We start from the raw sequence: 16,503 nt of genomic DNA on the forward strand, positions 1-16,503 counted from the left end.
GGCGCTCAGCCGAGGGGGAACTCCGCCGTGTCGAGGGTCAGGTCGAAGGGGGCGGGGAGGTGGAGCCCGCCGCCGAAGGGGATCGCCCTCAGGACGCGGTAGACGCCGTCGGAGGGCTCTCCGTAGAGCGTGGCCGTCGGCCCGCCCGGCACCCAGCGGTCGACCAGGAGGTACAGGGGTACGCCGGCCGTCGCGTATCCCGCAGCCTTGGCGATGCGATCGTGGTTCGCGTTCGACTGCGAGGTGATCTCCACCACCAGCTCCGCTTCCGCGGCCGGGATGAAGTGACCGGACCCCATGAGCGCCGCCCTGGGAGCGACCAGCAGGTCGGGGATGTACATGCCCGACCGCGCCGGGATCGCGACGGCCTGCGTCTGGTAGATGCCCCACTCATCCGGAATCACCCGGTACAGCCTGCGCTGGATCTCCTCCGCGATGCTGTTGTGCTGGTTGGCGGGTGACGGTGCAACGGTGATGATCCCCTCGATGATCTCCACCTTGCAGCCCTCGGGCCAGTCCATCTCGTGCCAGAGGTGGACGACATCGTCCCAACCCTGCCCGGCCTCGGTGGCGAGTGCGCTCATGGTGTGCTCCTCGTTCGGTCGTCACCGATCCCAGCATGCCGAACGGGGCCGGTGGTGGTCCACCGGCCCCGTTCACCCGAAGGCGTCACAGGCATATGCCTAGGCGATGCGGTCCAGCACGATCGGGTTCGCCGTGAACGCCGTGCCCGGGGCCGCGATGTCCCAGCTGCCCGTCAGGGACTCCAGGGCGTAGTCGAACTTCTCCGGGGTGTCGGTGTGCAGCGTCAGCAGCGGCTGGCCCGCCGTCACCGTGTCGCCCGGCTTCGCGTGGAGCTCGACGCCCGCGCCCGCCTGCACCGGGTCCTCCTTGCGGGCGCGGCCCGCGCCCAGGCGCCAGGCGGCGATGCCGATGTCGTACGCGTCGAGGCGGGTGAGGACACCGGTCGACGGCGCCGTCACGACGTGCTGCTCGCGGGCGACCGGCAGGGCCGCGTCCGGGTCGCCGCCCTGGGCCGCGATCATCCGGCGCCAGACGTCCATCGCCGAGCCGTCCGCGAGGGCCTTCGCCGGGTCGGCGTCCTTGATGCCGGCCGCGGCGAGCATCTCGGCCGCGAGGGCGATCGTCAGGTCGACGACGTCCTTCGGGCCGCCGCCCGCGAGGACCTCGACCGACTCGCGGACCTCCAGGGCGTTGCCGGCGGTCAGGCCCAGCGGGGTCGACATGTCGGTGAGCAGCGCGACCGTCTTCACGCCGCTGTCGGTGCCGAGGCCCACCATCGTCCGCGCCAGCTCGCGCGCGTCCTCGATGTTCTTCATGAAGGCGCCGGTGCCGACCTTGACGTCCAGGACCAGGGAGCCGGTGCCCTCGGCGATCTTCTTGGACATGATCGAGCTGGCGATGAGCGGGATCGCCTCGACCGTGCCGGTCACGTCGCGGAGCGCGTACAGCTTCTTGTCGGCGGGGGCCAGGCCGTCGCCCGCCGCGCAGATGACCGCGCCGGTGGTGTCGAGGACGTGCAGCATCTCCTCGTTGGAGAGCAGCGCCCGCCAGCCCGGGATGGACTCCAGCTTGTCGAGCGTGCCTCCGGTGTGGCCGAGGCCCCGGCCGGAGAGCTGCGGGACGGCCGCGCCGCAGGCGGCGACGAGCGGGGCGAGCGGGAGGGTGATCTTGTCGCCGACGCCGCCGGTCGAGTGCTTGTCGGCGGTCGGACGGGAGAGGGCGTCGAAGTTCATGCGCTCGCCGGACGCGATCATCGCGGCGGTCCAGCGGGCGATCTCCGCGCGGTTCATGCCGTTCAGCAGGATGGCCATGGCCAGGGCGGACATCTGCTCGTCGGCGACCACACCGCGGGTGTACGCGTCGATGACCCAGTCGATCTGCTCGGGGCTCAGCTCGCCCTTGTCCCGCTTCGTGCGGATGACGGAGATGACGTCCATGGTGGTGCCTCTTTCTACGCGCATAGAGGGGGAAAGGGGGAGCGACCCTTCCCATCGTGCCGGAAGGGCCGCTCCGAGGAACTACTTGGCGAGGTGGTCCGGGCCGAAGGCCTGCGGGAGCATCTCGGCCAGGGTCAGGAGACCGGCCGGGGTCTCCAGGACGAGCTCGGGGCCCCCGAACTCGTAGAGCAGCTGACGGCAGCGCCCGCACGGGACCAGGGACTCGCCCCGGCCGTCCACGCACACGAAGTGCGTGAGCCGGCCGCCGCCGGTGGCCTGGAGCTGCGAGACGAGCCCGCACTCCGCGCACAGGCCGAGGCCGAAGGAGGCGTTCTCCACGTTGCAGCCGGAGACCACCCGCCCGTCGTCCACGAGGGCCGCCGCGCCGACCGGGTAGCCCGAGTACGGGGCGTACGCGCGGGACATCGCCTCGCGGGCGGTCTCCCGGAGCAGGTCCCAGTCGGGCGCCGTCGTCACTTGCCCTCGCCCTTGCGGTACGGCAGGCCGTCCGCCTTCGGCATCCGCAGGCGCTGTGCCGAGAGGGCGAGCACGAGCAGGGTGGTGATGTACGGGGCGGCGTCGACGAACTGGCTCGGGACCTCGTCGGTCAGGAAGTACCAGAGGAAGAAGGCGGCGGAGAAGCCGCCGGAGACGGCCGCGACCACGTACTTCTTCCGGTACAGCTGCCAGAGCGCGGCGATCACGAGGAGCAGCGCGACGAGCAGCAGCAGCGCGTGGACGTTCTCGGCGCCGCCGCGCAGCTTGAGGCTGTCGGTGAAGCCGAAGAGGCCCGCGCCGAGTGCCATGCCGCCGGGCATCCAGTTGCCGAAGATCATCGCGGCGAGACCGATGTAGCCGCGGCCGCCGGTCTGGCCCTCCTGGTAGATGCCGGTGGAGACGATCGCGAGGAACGCGCCGCCGAGGCCGGCGAGGCCGCCGGAGACGACGACGGCGATGTACTTGTACTTGTAGACGTTGACGCCCAGGGACTCGGCCGCGACCGGGTTCTCACCGCAGGAGCGCAGCCGCAGGCCGAAGGCCGTGCGCCAGAGGATCCACCAGGTGGCCGGGATGAGCAGGGCGGCCACGATCGTCAGCAGCGACAGGTTGGTGACCAGGCCGCCGAGGATGCCGGCGATGTCCGAGATCAGGAACCAGTGCTTCTGCTGGAGGTCCATCAGCCAGTCCGAGAGCCCTGGGATGGTGATGTCGGTGATCGGATCGATGCGCGGGGACTGCTTGGAGGAGCCGCCCTCGGCCTTGTCGAAGGTGAAGTTCGACAGGTACTGGGTGAAGCCGACCGCCAGGATGTTGATCGCCACACCGGAGACGATGTGGTTCACGTTGAACGTGACGGTGATGATCGCGTGCAGGAGGCCGCCGAGCGCGCCGCCGAGGATGCCGACGACGACGCCGGTCCACGGGCCCCACTGGTAGCCGGCCCAGGCGCCGAACCAGGTGCCGAGCACCATCATGCCTTCGAGGCCGATGTTGACGACGCCCGCGCGCTCGGCCCACAGGCCGCCGAGACCGGCCATGGCGATCGGCACGGCGAGCTGGAGCGCGCCCGAGATCTGGCCGACGGAGGTGAGGTCGTCGGCGCCGGAGACGACGCGGACGAGCGAGAAGAGGACGAGACCGGCCGCGACGATCAGCAGGATCCAGGGCCAGGTCAGCTTGCGGCGTCCGGCCTTCTTGGGCGCGGCGCTCGGCTTGGCGACAGTGCCGGTGCTCATGCCGAGACCTCCTTGTCGGTCTTGATGGCGCCGCCGGCGGCGAGCTCCTCGCCGACCTTCTGCTGCTGGCGACGGGTGCCGTAACGGCGGACGAGCTCGTAGGAGACGACCACGGCGATCACGATGATGCCCTGCATGATCTGGGTGATCTCCTTCGGGTAACCCGAGACGTCGAGGTTCGAGGACGCCTTGTCGAGGAACGCGAAGAGGAGAGCCGAGAAGAGGATGCCGACCGGGTGGTTGCGGCCGAGCAGGGCGACGGTGATGGCGGTGAAGCCGACGTTGACCGGGAAGGCCAGGCTGTACGTGTGCGACTCGCCGAGCAGGATCGGCATGCCGGCCAGACCGGCGAGGCCGCCCGAGATCAGCATCGCGGTGAGGATCATCTTCTTGGCGTCGACGCCGCTGGCCTGGGCCGCGGACTCGCTCTCACCGGTGGCGCGCAGGTCGAAGCCGAACCGGGTGCGGTTGATGACGAACCAGTAGACGACGCCGAGCGCGAGCGCGACGAAGGTGAAGCCGTAGATCTGGCCGCCGTCGCCCATGTCGATGCCGGGGAACCAGCCGGACTCGGCGATCTGACCGGTGGTGAGGTCGTTGGAGCCGGCGGGCTGGACGCCGAAGTTCTTCGGCAGGATGAGCCAGGCCACCAGGGAGGTGGTGATGGCGTTCAGCATGATCGTGGAGACGACCTCGGAGACGCCCCGGGTGGTCTTCAGGATGCCCGCGATGCCGGCCCAGATCGCACCGGTCGCGATGGCGACGATCACGATGAGCAGGATGTGCAGCGGACCGGGCAGCTCGACGGCGGCGCCGACCAGCGCCGAGACCATCGCGGCGAGGCGGTACTGGCCCTCGACACCGATGTTGAAGAGGTTCATCCGGAAGCCGATGGCCACGGCCAGGGCCGCCAGGTAGTAGATCCCCGTCTGGTTGACGATGAGGACCTGGACGTCGGAGTACCCGGCGTTCTCGATCATCAGCCGGATCGGCTCGATCGGGTCGAGGCCCGTCGCGAGCAGCACCAGGACGGTGAGCACGAAGGACGTGACCAGAGCGAGCACGGGGCCGGCGGCCCCGATGATCAGCTTGTCCTTGTCGATCTTCATCATCGGGCGTCACCGTCTTCGGGCTGCTCTTCGGTGCCTTCGAGGCGGCCGGTGGCTGCGCCGGTCATGGCGGATCCCAGCTGCTCGGGCGTGATGGTGGCGGGGTCGGCGTCGGCGACCAGCTTGCCGCGGTACATGACACGGAGGGTGTCGGAGAGGCCGATCAGCTCGTCGAGGTCGGCCGAGATCAGCAGCACCGCGAGGCCCTCGCGGCGGGCGTCCCGGATCGCGTCCCAGATCTGCGCCTGCGCGCCGACGTCCACACCGCGGGTGGGGTGGGCGGCGATCAGGAACTTGGGGTTGTGGCTCATCTCGCGGCCGACGATCAGCTTCTGCTGGTTGCCGCCGGAGAGGGACGACGCGGTGACGTCGATGCCGGGCGTGCGGACGTCGTACTCGCGCACGATCCGCTCGGTGTCCTTGCGGGCGGCCTTCGGGTCGAGGATGCCGCGCCTGGAGTTGGGGGCCTCGGTGACGTGGCCGAGGATCCGGTTCTCCCAGAGGGGCGCCTCCAGGAGCAGGCCGTGGCGGTGGCGGTCCTCGGGGATGTAGCCGATGCCGCCCTCGCGGCGCTTGCGCACCGAGACCTTGGAGATGTCCTCGCCGTCGAGGATCACCGCACCCGCGTCGGGGGTGGCGATGCCCATCAGGGCCTCGATGAGCTCGGTCTGGCCGTTGCCCTCGACACCGGCGATGCCGAGGATCTCGCCCTTGTGGATGGTGAGCGAGACGTCGTCGAGGAGCTTGCGGCCGGAGGCGACCTCCTCGTGCACGGTGACCGTCGCGGACGGGTCGGCCGGGGCGGCGGTGGTCAGCGGGGCGCCGGAGGCGCCGCTCTCCAGCAGCGTCAGGCCCTCGACCTTGAGCATGGCGACGTCGGTGACCGTCGACTCGCGGGTCTCCGGCGAGGGCAGCTCGCTGCCCACCATCAGCTCGGCGAGCTGCTTGGTGGTGGCGGTCTTCGGGTCGGCGGTGCCGACCGTGGTGCCCCGGCGGATGACGGTGATGTCGTCGGCGACCTTCAGGACCTCGCCCAGCTTGTGCGAGATGAAGATGACCGTGAGGCCCTCGGCCTTGAGCTCGCGCAGGTTGTCGAAGAGCGCGTCGACCTCCTGCGGGACGAGGACGGCGGTCGGCTCGTCGAGGATGAGGATCTTGGCGCCGCGGTAGAGGACCTTGAGGATCTCCACGCGCTGCCGGTCGGCGACGCCGAGGTCCTCCAGGAGGACGTCGGGACGGACCCCGAGGCCGTACGCGTCGGAGATCTCCTTGATCTTCTTCCGCGCCTTGGCGCCGATGCCGTAGAGCTTCTCGCCGCCGAGGACGACGTTCTCCAGGACGGTGAGGTTGTCGGCGAGCATGAAGTGCTGGTGCACCATGCCGATGCCGCGCGCGATGGCGTCACCGGGGCTGGAGAAGGTGACCTGCTCGCCGTCGACCGCGATGGTGCCCTCGTCCGGCTTCTGCATGCCGTAGAGGATCTTCATGAGGGTCGACTTGCCGGCACCGTTCTCGCCGATGAGGGCGTGCACGGTGCCCTTGCGGACCGTGATGGCGATGTCCTTGTTGGCGACGACGCCGGGGAATCGCTTGGTGATGCCGTGCAGTTCTACGGCAGGGGGGCTGGACGCGTTGATGACGCACTCTCCTTGGCCGGAAGGAGTGGGAGCGGGAGGGCAGGGCGGGGCGAAGTTATCGTGCCAGGGAGACATCTACACGCGTAGCGCTGCCGAAAACTGAAAACCCGTACGGGAATGGGGCCGAGGCCCGGGTCCGGTGGGGGTGCCACCGGACGCCGGGCCCGGGCTGCAGGTCGTGACCTGGGTGTCCTTACGGAGCGGTCTTGACCGTGATCTTGCCGTCGACGATGGCCTGCTTGGCCTTCTCCACGGCGGCGGTGACGTCGGTCATCTTGACGTACGCCGGGTTGGAGTCGGCCAGGCCGACGCCGTTGGCGGCGAGGCCGTAGCGGATCTCACCGGTCTGCGGCTTGCCGTCCTTGACCGACTTGATCACGTTGAAGACCGAGCCCTGGACGTCCTTGGTGACCGAGGTCAGGATCTGGTCCTTGTACGAGGCCAGACCCGCCTGCTTGTACTGGTCGGAGTCGACGCCGATGGCCCACTTGCCCGCGGCCGAGGCGGCCTCGATGGCACCGGAGCCGGCGAGACCGGCGGCGGCGTAGATCACGTCGGCGCCCTTGTCGAGCTGGCCCTGGGCGGCGGCCTTGCCGAGGTCGGGCTTCGAGAAGCCGTCGAAGTTCGGCGGCTGGGTCAGGTACTGGGTGAGCACCTTCGCCTTGGGGTTGGTGTCCTTGACGCCCTGGGTGAAGCCCGCCTCGAACTTCTTGATCAGCGGGACCTCGACACCGCCGATGAAGCCGACCGTGCCGGACTTGGAGGCCTTGGCGGCGGCGACGCCGGCCAGGTAGGAGCCCTGCTCCTCGTTGAAGACCAGGTTGGCGATGTTCGGGGCGGTCACCGAGGTGTCGTCGATGAGGCCGAACGTGGTCTTCGGGAAGGCCTTGGCGACCTTCGCGATGGCCGGGGCGTAGGAGAAGCCGACGCCGATGACCGGGTTGTTGCCGGCGCGGGCCAGCGAGGTGAGGCGCGCGACCTTGTCGGCGTCGCTCTCGCCCTGCGACGGCTCGGCCTCGGAGCCCTTGACGCCGAGCTCGTCCTCGGCCTTCTTCAGACCCGCGTAGGCGGCGTCGTTGAAGGACTGGTCGCCGCGGCCGCCGATGTCGTACGCGATGGCGACCTTGGTCGCCTTCGAGCCCGAGGTCGAGCTGGAGCTCGCACCCGAGTCGGTGGACGACTTGCCGCAGGCGGTGGCGGAGAGCGCGAGCGCCGCGGTGGCGATGCCCACGGTCGTGATCCTGGTGATCCGGCGCAAGAGGAGGGTCCCTTCAAGACTGACCGAAAGCGCCTCTTCCGGCGCTGGTTTCGCGGCGATCGTAACGCGCGTAGATGTCAGTTAAAGACCCGTTCATGAGTCGTTATCGGATCGTCGCGAACCGGCCAGCCGAGGCGACCGGGGGCGTTCGGCCCGGTACCGCCGGTTATATCGCCCGGGAGGGGCGGCCCGACGGGGCCCGGGAGCCGACGCGCCGGGCGCTGGGCCGGTCGGGGGAGGCGGTGCTGGGCCGGACGGGCGACCGGGCCCCGAGGGGTCCTTCCGGCCGTCCGTCCGGCCGGAAATCAGCGCTGGGGCGTGGCGTCGAGCAGGGCCGCGGCCGTGAAGAGCTCCACGCCGGCCTCGATGCACCGCTCGTCCACGTCGAAGTCGCCGGCGTGGAGGTCCCTGACCCGGGTGTCGCCGGGGGCACGGACGCCGAGGCGGGCCATGGCGCCGGGGACGTGCTCCAGGTACCAGGAGAAGTCCTCGCCGCCGAGGCTCTGCTCGGTGTCCTCGATCGACTGCGGTCCGCGGCGGGCCGTCATGGCGTCGCGGAGCAGTTCGGTGACGACCGGGTCGTTGACCACCGGGGGGACGCCGCGGACGTAGGTGACGGTCGACTTGGCCCGGTGCAGGGTGGCGACCTCGTCGATCGCCGCGTGGACCAGGTCGGGAGCGTCCCGCCAGGAGGGCAGGTCGAGGCAGCGGACGGTGCCGGAGAGCTCGGCGTGCTGCGGGATGACGTTGGGGGCGTGGCCGGCCTCGATGCGGCCCCAGGTCACCGAGAGGCCCGAGCGGGCGTCGACGCGGCGGGCGAGGACGGCCGGGACGTCGGTGGCGACCCGGGCGGCGGCGGTCACGAGGTCGGTGGTGAGGTGCGGGCGCGCGGTGTGGCCGCCGGGGCCGTCGAGGGTGATCTCCAGGCGGTCGCAGGCGGAGGTGATGGGGCCGACCCGGAGCCCGATCCTCCCCGCGTCGACGCGGGGGTCACAGTGGACGGCGATGATCCGGCCGACGCCGTCCAGGACCCCGGCCTCCACGGCGTCGGCGGCGCCGCCGGGCAGGACCTCCTCGGCGGGCTGGAAGATCAGCCGCACGGCGTTCGGCAGCAGGCCCCGGCGGTCGAGCTCGGCGAGGACGAGCCCGGCACCGAGGACGGTCGTGGTGTGGACGTCGTGTCCGCAGGCGTGGGCGCGGTTGGCCACGGTGGAGCGGTACGCGACGGTCTTCACGTCGGGGATGGGGAGCGCGTCGAGGTCGGCGCGGATCGCCAGCATGCCCCGGCCCGGGTCCCGGGTGCCGATGTCACAGATGAGCCCGGTGCCGGCCGGGAGGACCTCCGGCGCGAGGCCGGCCGCCTCCAGGCGGGCCTTGAGCGCGGCGGTCGTACGGAACTCCTGGTTCCCGAGCTCGGGGTGCATGTGCAAGTCCCTGCGGAAGGCGACGAGTTCGTCGCGCAGGGAGTCGGACAGCGTTCCGGGCAGGGTGACGGAGCCTGGCTCACGGGACTTCAACTGGTTCACCCTTTGAAGGGTAGGCCCGTCGAGAGGTCAACTGCCCGTTGATCACGAGAATTTCAGCCCCTTAGGGGAAAGAATCTCGGTTTCACAGGCATGAAGCTCACTCCTTGTGGGTACCCTCAGCCGAATTCGAGCCGGTCGGCCGGAGAGGACGCCCGGGCGGTGAGACGGTCGACCTCGTGGGCCGCGGTGCCCGCCACCCCGGACAGGAAGCCCTGCGCACGGGGCGAGGCGGTCGCCCGCAGCCACTCGGGCGCTATCTCGATGACGGCGACCTTCACCCCGGTGCCGGCGAGGGCCAGTGGCAGGGTGTGCACGACCGTGGACGGGAAGCTGACGACGGTGCGCCCGATGGGGCCGCGCCGGGCGATCAGCTCCAGGGGCAGATCGGGCCGGACCACCTGGAGGCCCGTCTCGACCGCGATCCGGTGCAGTTTCTCGGCGCTCTCCCGGCGGTGCGCGAAGTAGCGGGTGGCGCCGTGGGCGCGGGCGAGCTCGCTCACCACGCGCGCGTAGTGGTCGGCGTCGACGACACCGGTCTCGACGAGCGAGGTGCCGACCAGGTCGGCGCCGCCGGTGAGCTTCGGCGGACCGAAGGTGTCCCGGGTCCAGGCGTACGCGTTCTCGGTGACCGTGACGCCCGGCGGGGCCTCGACGGGCAGCGAGGTGAAGATCTCGACGGTACGGCCCCGGGTGGGGGCCAGCTTGCGCCGGGCGAGGCTCGTGACCGGCGCGAGGACCAGCTCACGGGGGCCGAGGCTGCCCTTGCGGTGCCAGCGCACCAGGCGCTCGCCGCGGCCGAGCTGGGCGGCGAACTCCATCGTCGCGGTGCCGTCGTCGACGACCGTCAGGTGCCGGGGGGCGAAGAGCGTCAGGAGGAGCTGGACGTACCGGGAGAACGGGTCCCCGATGATCACCCGCTCCGCCGAGCGCAGCGGCCGGGAGAGCTCGCGCAGGGTGCGGACGAGCGCACCCCGGCCGCCGCGGGCCTCCTGCCAGCGCACGGTGAGCCCCTGGTCGCGGGCCAGCTGGGCCATCCGGCGCAGCTGGCCCCGCGACATGGGGTCGGTCGGCGAGAGGACGACGACGGTGAGGGGCGGGGTGGCGTCCACGGGAGCGGCGTCCACGGGCCCGGCGTCGGCACGAGCGGCGTCGGCCGGGTCACCGGTCGAGGGCGCCGTGGGGACCCCCGCGGAGCGTGTGCCCGCGACGGGGTTCTGCGTGTGTGCCCATTCCAGGACGTTGAGCAGCTGGACCGGGCTCTCGACGAACGCCAGCTGCCCGGTCATGCGGCGACGGCGCCCTGGACCCGGCGGAGCTTCTTCATCGGGCCGAGCTCCGACTCGTACACCTTCTTGACGCCGTCGCCGAGCGCCGTCTCGATGGTGCGGATGTCGCGGACGAGGCGCTGGAGGCCCTGCGGCTCGACCGAGGCGGCCTGGTCGGAGCCCCACATGGCGCGGTCGAGGGTGATGTGGCGCTCGACGAAGGTGGCGCCGAGGGCGACGGCGGCCAGCGTGGTCTGGAGGCCGGTCTCGTGGCCGGAGTAGCCGATCGGGACGTTCGGGTACTCCTCCTGGAGCGTCTGGATGACGCGGAGGTTGAGCTCCTCGGCCTTCGCCGGGTAGGTGGAGGTGGCGTGGCAGAGCAGGATGTTGTCGCTGCCCAGGACCTCGACCGCGTGGCGGATCTGCTTCGGCGTCGACATGCCCGTGGAGAGGATCACCGTGCGGCCGGTGGCGCGCAGCTCGCGCAGCAGCTCGTCGTCGGTGAGCGAGGCGGAGGCCACCTTGTGGGCGGGGACGTCGAACTTCTCCAGGAAGGCGACGGCCTCGGTGTCCCACGGGGAGGCGAACCAGTCGATGCCGCGCTCCTTGCAGTGCTCGTCGATGGCGCGGTACTCGTCCTCGCCGAACTCCACGCGGTGGCGGTATTCGATGTACGTCATCCGGCCCCAGGGGGTGTCGCGCTCGATGTCCCACTGGTCGCGCGGGGTGCAGATCTCCGGGGTGCGCTTCTGGAACTTGACGGCGTCACAGCCGGCCTCGGCGGCCACGTCGATCAGCTTGAAGGCGTTGTCGAGGTCGCCGTTGTGGTTGATGCCGATCTCGCCGCAGACGTAGACGGAGTGGCCCGGGCCGGCGGTCTTGGTGCCGAGGGTGCGCAGACGGGTGCTCATGGTGGTTCCTTACGGGTTGGGGGTGTTCAGCTCGGGTCCGAGGAGCCAGGCGGCGATCTCGCGGATCGCTCCGGAGCCGCCCGGGGTGACGGTGACCGCGCGGGCGGCGGCCCGTACGGAGTCGTGGGCGCTGCTCACCGCGACGGGCCAGCCGACGAGGTGGAAGCAGGGCAGGTCGTTGACGTCGTTGCCGGCGTAGAGGACGCGCTGCGGGTCGATGCCCTCGGCCTCGCACCATTCCTTGAGGGCGCGGTCCTTGCGGTCGATGCCGTGCAGGACGGGGATCTTGAGCTTGCGGGCGCGGGCGGCGACCACGGCGTTCTGCTCGGTGGAGAGGATGAGGACGGGCAGCCCGGCGCGGCGCAGGGCCGCGATGCCGAGGCCGTCGCCGCGGTGCGCGGAGACGAACTCGCGGCCCTCGGCGTCGAGGTGGACCCGGTCGTCGGTCTGGGTGCCGTCGAAGTCGAGGACGACGGCGTCGACGTCGGCGAAGCCGGGTGTGACGGGCTCGTCGAGGAGCGGCGCGAGGGCCTTGGCGCGGGCGAGGTCGTGCGGGTCGTCGATCTCCAGGACCCGGGCGGGGTCGGTGACGACGAGCGCGGTGCGGCCGAAGAAGCGGTGCTTGTGGGTACGGAAGCCGGCCGCGTCCATCGCGTAGACGGCGCCGGTCTCCAGGTACTCGGGCTCCCGGTCCTGGCGGCGCGGGCGGAAGGCCTTGTCGTGGTTGACGCCGGTGGCCCCTTCGGGGCCCTCGCGCCAGAGGAAGCCGTGGGCCGGGGCGGCCGTGAACGCGGTGTCGGCGGCGCCCGAGACGATCCGCCCGGCGGTCTCGGCGACCTCGTCGGAGGTCAGGAAGGGGCTGGTGCACTGCACGAGGAGGACCACGTCGGCCGGGCGCCCGTGGGTGGCCTCGAAGGCGTCCATCGCGTGCAGGACGGCGGCCTCGCTGGTCGCCGTGTCGCCCGCGAGCGCGGCGGGCCGCCGGACGGCCTCGGCCCCGGCGGTGCGGGCGGCCGCGGCGATGGCCGCGTCGTCGGTGGAGACCACGACGTGGGTGACGGTGCGGGCGCCGAGGCAGGCGTGGACGGCGCGGGCGACCAGGGGGATCCCGGCCACCGGGGCGAGGTTCTTGGCGGGCACGCCCTTCGAGCCGCCCCGGGCGGGGACGACGGCGAGCACGATCGGGGACGACATCACAGTTCTCCCAGGCGGCGGATGACGGGGGCGACGCGCTGCACGCCGTGGCGGTACGCGCCCCGCGCGGCCTCCCGGACGACCCGGCGCAGCCCGCTCTCGCGGGGCTCGGGCGCGGTGACGTCCAGGCGGTGGCGGGCGAGGATCCCGGGCAGGTAGCCGGGGGCCGTCTCCGCGGTGTAGTAGGGGCTGATCGGGGGCAGCGCCGGGAGCGCGAGGAGCTCGGCGACCCGGTCGCGGGCGGCGTCGAAGGCCCCCTCGTACGAGCCTCCCCCTACGCCCTGCGACGTGGGGGGACCCCCAGCCGCGACGCCCTGCCGGGCGAGCCAGGTCTCGTCGGCCGCCGGCACGTCCCCCTTGTCGAGGCGGTCGAAGGAGGTCAGCAGGCCCGAGCCGACGAAGTGGTGGTTGCCGAGCGCCTCGCGGACGCCGAGGTCGGTGAGGATCGCGGTGGGGATCCGGCGGTGCAGCGCTTCGAGGGCGGCCGTCGAGGAGACCGTGACCAGGAGGTCGGTGCGGTCGAGGACCTCGCCCATGTGCCCGTACACGAGACGGAAGTTGTCCGGCGGATCGAGCTCGCGGACCAGCTTCTGGAAGGGGAACTCCTCCAGGTGCGTGGTGTGTTCGCCCGGCTTGGAGCGGAGCTTGAGGAGCACCTCGCGGCCCGGGTGGAGGCGGGCGTGTCCGATCAGCCGCCGCAGCACGTAGGCGCGTTCGGCGCGGGTGGCGGGCACGGAGGGCTGGGCGGCGAAGACCAGGGTGTCGCGGCCGGCCACGGGAGCGTACGGGGCGCCGCCGAGGAAGGGCAGCGCGGCCTCGACGACCGAGCCGGCGCCGGCGCCCACGCCCTCGTACACGGCGCGGAAACGCTCGGCGTCGTGGCGCGAGTTGGCGAGGACCACGTCGGCTCCGTGGCGCAGCAGGAGACCGTCGGTGAGCTTCTCGTAGACGACGCCGACGTAGCCGGTGACGACCACCGGGCGCCGCTCCGGGGCGAGGTCGGCCAGCCCCTGGAGGACGGCCCGGACGGTACCGCCGACCAGGGCGAGCACGAGCACGTCGTATCCCTCGCCGCGCGCCTCCGCGTCCCGTATCGCGCGCAGGAACTCCGCGCCCGTCACCTCGCGCGGGGTGGTCGTGGACACCCCGGTCTCGGCGAGCTGGCGCGCGGTGGGCGTGGCCCGTCCCCGCAGGACGAAACCGGTGGGTTCGGCGGTCGCCGTGGTGATGCGGCGCGCGGTGAGGGCGCCCCATTTCCACCGGGTGTCGGAGTCGGCGAGTACGGCGACCCGTACCGCTTCTCTGGTACTTGCTGGCACGTCGAGGACGCTAGAAGGGCATTCCGCTTTTCGGCCCAACTGAGCCACAACAAACGGTGAACAGAGCCTCTCCGCCCGCTGAAGTGGGTCGCTATCCGGACGCGCGGCGGCTGATTTCCCCCGCGGGTAAAGGCGGTTAATCGGCCCGCCGCTTGGTGTTCACCGAAAGGCTGCCCGGCGGTCGGCGGTAATGCCGGGGCGGCGCCTAGCGTCGGCCGCGTGGTCAAGCTCTCCGTCGTCGTGCCGTTCTTCAACGTGCAGACATACGCCCCCGACACCCTCACGAGCCTGCGGGCCAACGCCCGCGAGGACTTCGAGTTCCTCCTCGTCGACGACTGCTCGTCCGACGGGACTCCCGAGCTCCTCGAACGGGCCGCGCGCGAGATCCCGGGTGCCGTCCTGATCAGGCACGAGCACAACGAGGGCCTCGCCACGGCCCGGAACACCGGCCTCGACGCCGCCCGCGGCGAGTACCTCGCCTTCCTCGACGGGGACGACTGGCTCGCCCCCGGCTACTACGACCGGCTCGTCACCGCCGCCGAGGAGCTGCGCAGCGACTTCCTGCGCACCGACCACGTCACGGTGACCGGCCGCAACCGCGCGGTGCGCCGCGTGCCGGTCCCCCGGCGCGGCGAGGTGCTGCGGCCGCGGGACGCGATCCTGCCGTCGCACCGGACGACCTCGGTCGACTACCCGTACGCCTGGGCCGGGATCTACCACCGGCGGCTCCTCGACCGCGGCCTGCTGCACTTCCCGCACGGCCTGCGGACCGCGGAGGACCGGCCGTGGATCTGGAAACTCCACCGCGAGGCGGAATCGTTCGCCGCCATCGGGGAACTCGGCGTGTTCTACCGGCGCGGGGTGGCCACCTCGCTCACCCAGATCGGCGATGTCCGGCAATTGGATTTCATCCGCGCCTTCGACCAGGTGATCGAGGAAACGGCGCAGGACAAGGACGCCGATCTCCTTCTCCCCAAAGCCGTCCGAACATATTGCGCCGTGATTTCCCACCATGTCGGTTCGATCGAGAAGTTCGAACCCGAGGTGGCGCGCCGGCTGAAGGCGATGAGCGCGGGCGCGCTGCGGCGGATGCCGCAGGGGGTCCTCGACGAGGTCCTGACGGCGATGGGCGGGGACCGCGCATCGGTGCTGCGGCGCCTGCGCAGGCGCCGCCCCGCACCCCCGCCGGCGGCACCGGTCCGGGACCGCGCCGGCTCCCCGGAGGTGGCCGCGTGAGCGCCCGCCGGACCACCCAGATCTTCTGCGCCTCCACCCTCTACGGCGCCGTGACGCTCGCCGCCGCGCTCGACAGCGGCGCCTTCGCACCCGCCGGCCGCCGCATCCTGCTGGTCACCAACAACGCGGCCGTGCCGGAGACGACCCCCGCCCTCGACGAGGCCGAGGGCTTCGAGCGGCTGCGCGGCCGCTTCGACGCCGTCCTGTCCTGGAACGAGACGATCTCCCCGCTCCACCCGGCCGGCTGGAGCCCGCGCCCGAGCGACCTGCCGCTCCTCCAGCGGCATCTGCGCAAGCTCTGGGACCTGGGCGACGACCGCGTCGAGATCGCCCTGGAGTCCCTCCAGGTGACGCCCGCGCTCGCCATCGCCCAGCTCCTGCCCGACGCGCCGGTCACCGTGTACGCGGACGGCCTCATGAGCTACGGGCCGACCCGCAACAAGATCGACCCCCTGATCGGCGGGCGCGTGGACCGGCTGCTCCACCTGGACCTCGTCCCCGGGCTCGCGCCGCTGCTGCTCGCCGAATTCGGCGCGGTGCCCGAGGCGGTACCGACGGAGGCCTTCACGAAGGTCGTCGAGGAGCTGGCCGGACCGGCCGCCGGAACCGCCGGGGAGGGCCCCGTGCTGCTCCTCGGCCAGTACCTGGCGGCGCTGAACCTGCTGACCGCCGCCGAGGAGGAGGAGCTGCACCTGCGGATGGTCCGGGGCGCGGTCGCCCGCGGCCACCGGCGGCTCGTCTTCAAGCCGCACCCGACGGCCCCGGACGCCTGGACGCGGACGCTCGTGGACGCGGCGGCGGAGCTCGGCGCCGAACTGACCGTCGAGGACCGGCCGGTCCTCGCGGAGGTGCTCTACCGCGAGCTGCGGCCGGCGCTCGTCGTCGGCTGCTTCTCGACGGCGCTGCTCACGGCGGCGACCTTCTACGGGCTGCCGGTCGCCCGGGTCGGCACGCGCGCCCTCCTGGAGCGGCTCACGCCCTTCCAGAACAGCAACCGGATCCCGCTCACGGTCGTCGACGCGGTCGTCCCGCCCCTGGAGGACGAGGGCGCCGGCACCGGGATCGGTACGGAGGAGCTGAACGACCTGGTCGCGGCGGTCGGCTTCGCGATGCAGCCGAAGATCCGCCCGGAGCTGCGGGAGCCCGCCGTACGGCACCTGTCGGGCCCGCTCGCCGAGCGCACCCGGCACCACTTCACCCGGCGCCGGCTCACCGTCCTGAACCTGCCGGGCGGACTGCCGATCCCCCGCCACCCGAAGGTCCGCCGGCTCGCGCGCCGCGCGCTGCGGCTGCGCAGGGCGCTGAAGAGGTAGCGGACCCGCCACGGACGGCGGGCCCGGGAACCCGTGCG

General features: G+C 71.8%; 14 protein-coding genes. 2 read left to right on the forward strand and 12 right to left on the reverse strand.

Translation table 11 applies throughout. From position 1 onward, the window contains the following. Positions 1 to 5 precede the first annotated feature (5 nt). The 12 genes from ACFV2S_RS17135 to ACFV2S_RS17190 form a co-directional block, all read right to left on the reverse strand. Positions 6 to 584, reverse strand: coding sequence for a Uma2 family endonuclease (locus tag ACFV2S_RS17135; RefSeq protein WP_383665827.1), 579 nt, complete (start codon positions 582 to 584; stop codon positions 6 to 8). A 99-nt stretch (positions 585 to 683) separates the two neighbouring features. Then, positions 684 to 1,961: a thymidine phosphorylase gene (locus tag ACFV2S_RS17140; protein ID WP_385559173.1), complete on the reverse strand. Its 1,278-nt coding sequence runs from the start codon at positions 1,959 to 1,961 to the stop codon at positions 684 to 686. A gap of 81 nt (positions 1,962 to 2,042) precedes the next feature. Further along, on the reverse strand, positions 2,043 to 2,438 hold the full coding sequence (locus ACFV2S_RS17145; RefSeq protein ID WP_383786517.1) for a cytidine deaminase: 396 nt from the start codon (positions 2,436 to 2,438) through the stop codon (positions 2,043 to 2,045). Beyond that, a complete protein-coding gene (locus ACFV2S_RS17150) occupies positions 2,435 to 3,697 on the reverse strand; it encodes an ABC transporter permease (RefSeq protein ID WP_385559176.1) in 1,263 nt (420 codons plus the stop codon). The genes ACFV2S_RS17145 and ACFV2S_RS17150 overlap by 4 nt, the downstream gene beginning before the upstream one ends. Beyond that, a complete protein-coding gene (locus tag ACFV2S_RS17155; protein ID WP_383786512.1) occupies positions 3,694 to 4,809 on the reverse strand; it encodes an ABC transporter permease in 1,116 nt (371 codons plus the stop codon). The genes ACFV2S_RS17150 and ACFV2S_RS17155 overlap by 4 nt, the downstream gene beginning before the upstream one ends. Beyond that, positions 4,806 to 6,518, reverse strand: a complete 1,713-nt coding sequence (locus ACFV2S_RS17160; RefSeq protein WP_385559181.1) for an ABC transporter ATP-binding protein — start codon at positions 6,516 to 6,518, stop codon at positions 4,806 to 4,808. Before ACFV2S_RS17160 ends, ACFV2S_RS17155 begins: the two co-directional genes overlap by 4 nt. Before the next feature lie 118 nt (positions 6,519 to 6,636). Continuing rightward, complete coding sequence (locus tag ACFV2S_RS17165; protein ID WP_385559184.1) at positions 6,637 to 7,701, reverse strand: BMP family protein; 1,065 nt, start codon at positions 7,699 to 7,701, stop codon at positions 6,637 to 6,639. A gap of 305 nt (positions 7,702 to 8,006) precedes the next feature. Continuing rightward, positions 8,007 to 9,227: an amidohydrolase gene (locus ACFV2S_RS17170; protein WP_385559187.1), complete on the reverse strand. Its 1,221-nt coding sequence runs from the start codon at positions 9,225 to 9,227 to the stop codon at positions 8,007 to 8,009. 116 nt (positions 9,228 to 9,343) lie between these two features. Beyond that, entirely contained in the window at positions 9,344 to 10,513 is a 1,170-nt protein-coding gene (locus ACFV2S_RS17175) for a hypothetical protein (protein ID WP_385559190.1), read from the reverse strand. Continuing rightward, on the reverse strand, positions 10,510 to 11,403 hold the full coding sequence (locus tag ACFV2S_RS17180) for an N-acetylneuraminate synthase family protein (protein ID WP_385559193.1): 894 nt from the start codon (positions 11,401 to 11,403) through the stop codon (positions 10,510 to 10,512). The genes ACFV2S_RS17175 and ACFV2S_RS17180 overlap by 4 nt, the downstream gene beginning before the upstream one ends. A 9-nt stretch (positions 11,404 to 11,412) precedes the next feature. After that, a complete protein-coding gene (locus ACFV2S_RS17185; protein WP_385559196.1) occupies positions 11,413 to 12,597 on the reverse strand; it encodes a cytidylyltransferase domain-containing protein in 1,185 nt (394 codons plus the stop codon). Further along, positions 12,597 to 13,916 (reverse strand): DUF6716 putative glycosyltransferase, encoded by a 1,320-nt coding sequence (locus ACFV2S_RS17190; protein ID WP_385559199.1) that lies wholly within the window; start codon positions 13,914 to 13,916, stop codon positions 12,597 to 12,599. The genes ACFV2S_RS17185 and ACFV2S_RS17190 overlap by 1 nt, the downstream gene beginning before the upstream one ends. Before the next feature lie 219 nt (positions 13,917 to 14,135). Here ACFV2S_RS17190 and ACFV2S_RS17195 point away from each other — a divergent pair, with 219 nt between their 5' ends. Beyond that, positions 14,136 to 15,152 (forward strand): glycosyltransferase family 2 protein, encoded by a 1,017-nt coding sequence (locus ACFV2S_RS17195; RefSeq protein ID WP_385559202.1) that lies wholly within the window; start codon positions 14,136 to 14,138, stop codon positions 15,150 to 15,152. Next, positions 15,149 to 16,465 (forward strand): polysialyltransferase family glycosyltransferase, encoded by a 1,317-nt coding sequence (locus tag ACFV2S_RS17200; protein ID WP_385559205.1) that lies wholly within the window; start codon positions 15,149 to 15,151, stop codon positions 16,463 to 16,465. The genes ACFV2S_RS17195 and ACFV2S_RS17200 overlap by 4 nt, the downstream gene beginning before the upstream one ends. The last annotated feature ends 38 nt before the right edge of the window (positions 16,466 to 16,503 follow it).

The organism is Streptomyces sp. NPDC059695 (assembly GCF_042733785.1).
Lineage (GTDB): Bacteria > Actinomycetota > Actinomycetes > Streptomycetales > Streptomycetaceae > Streptomyces.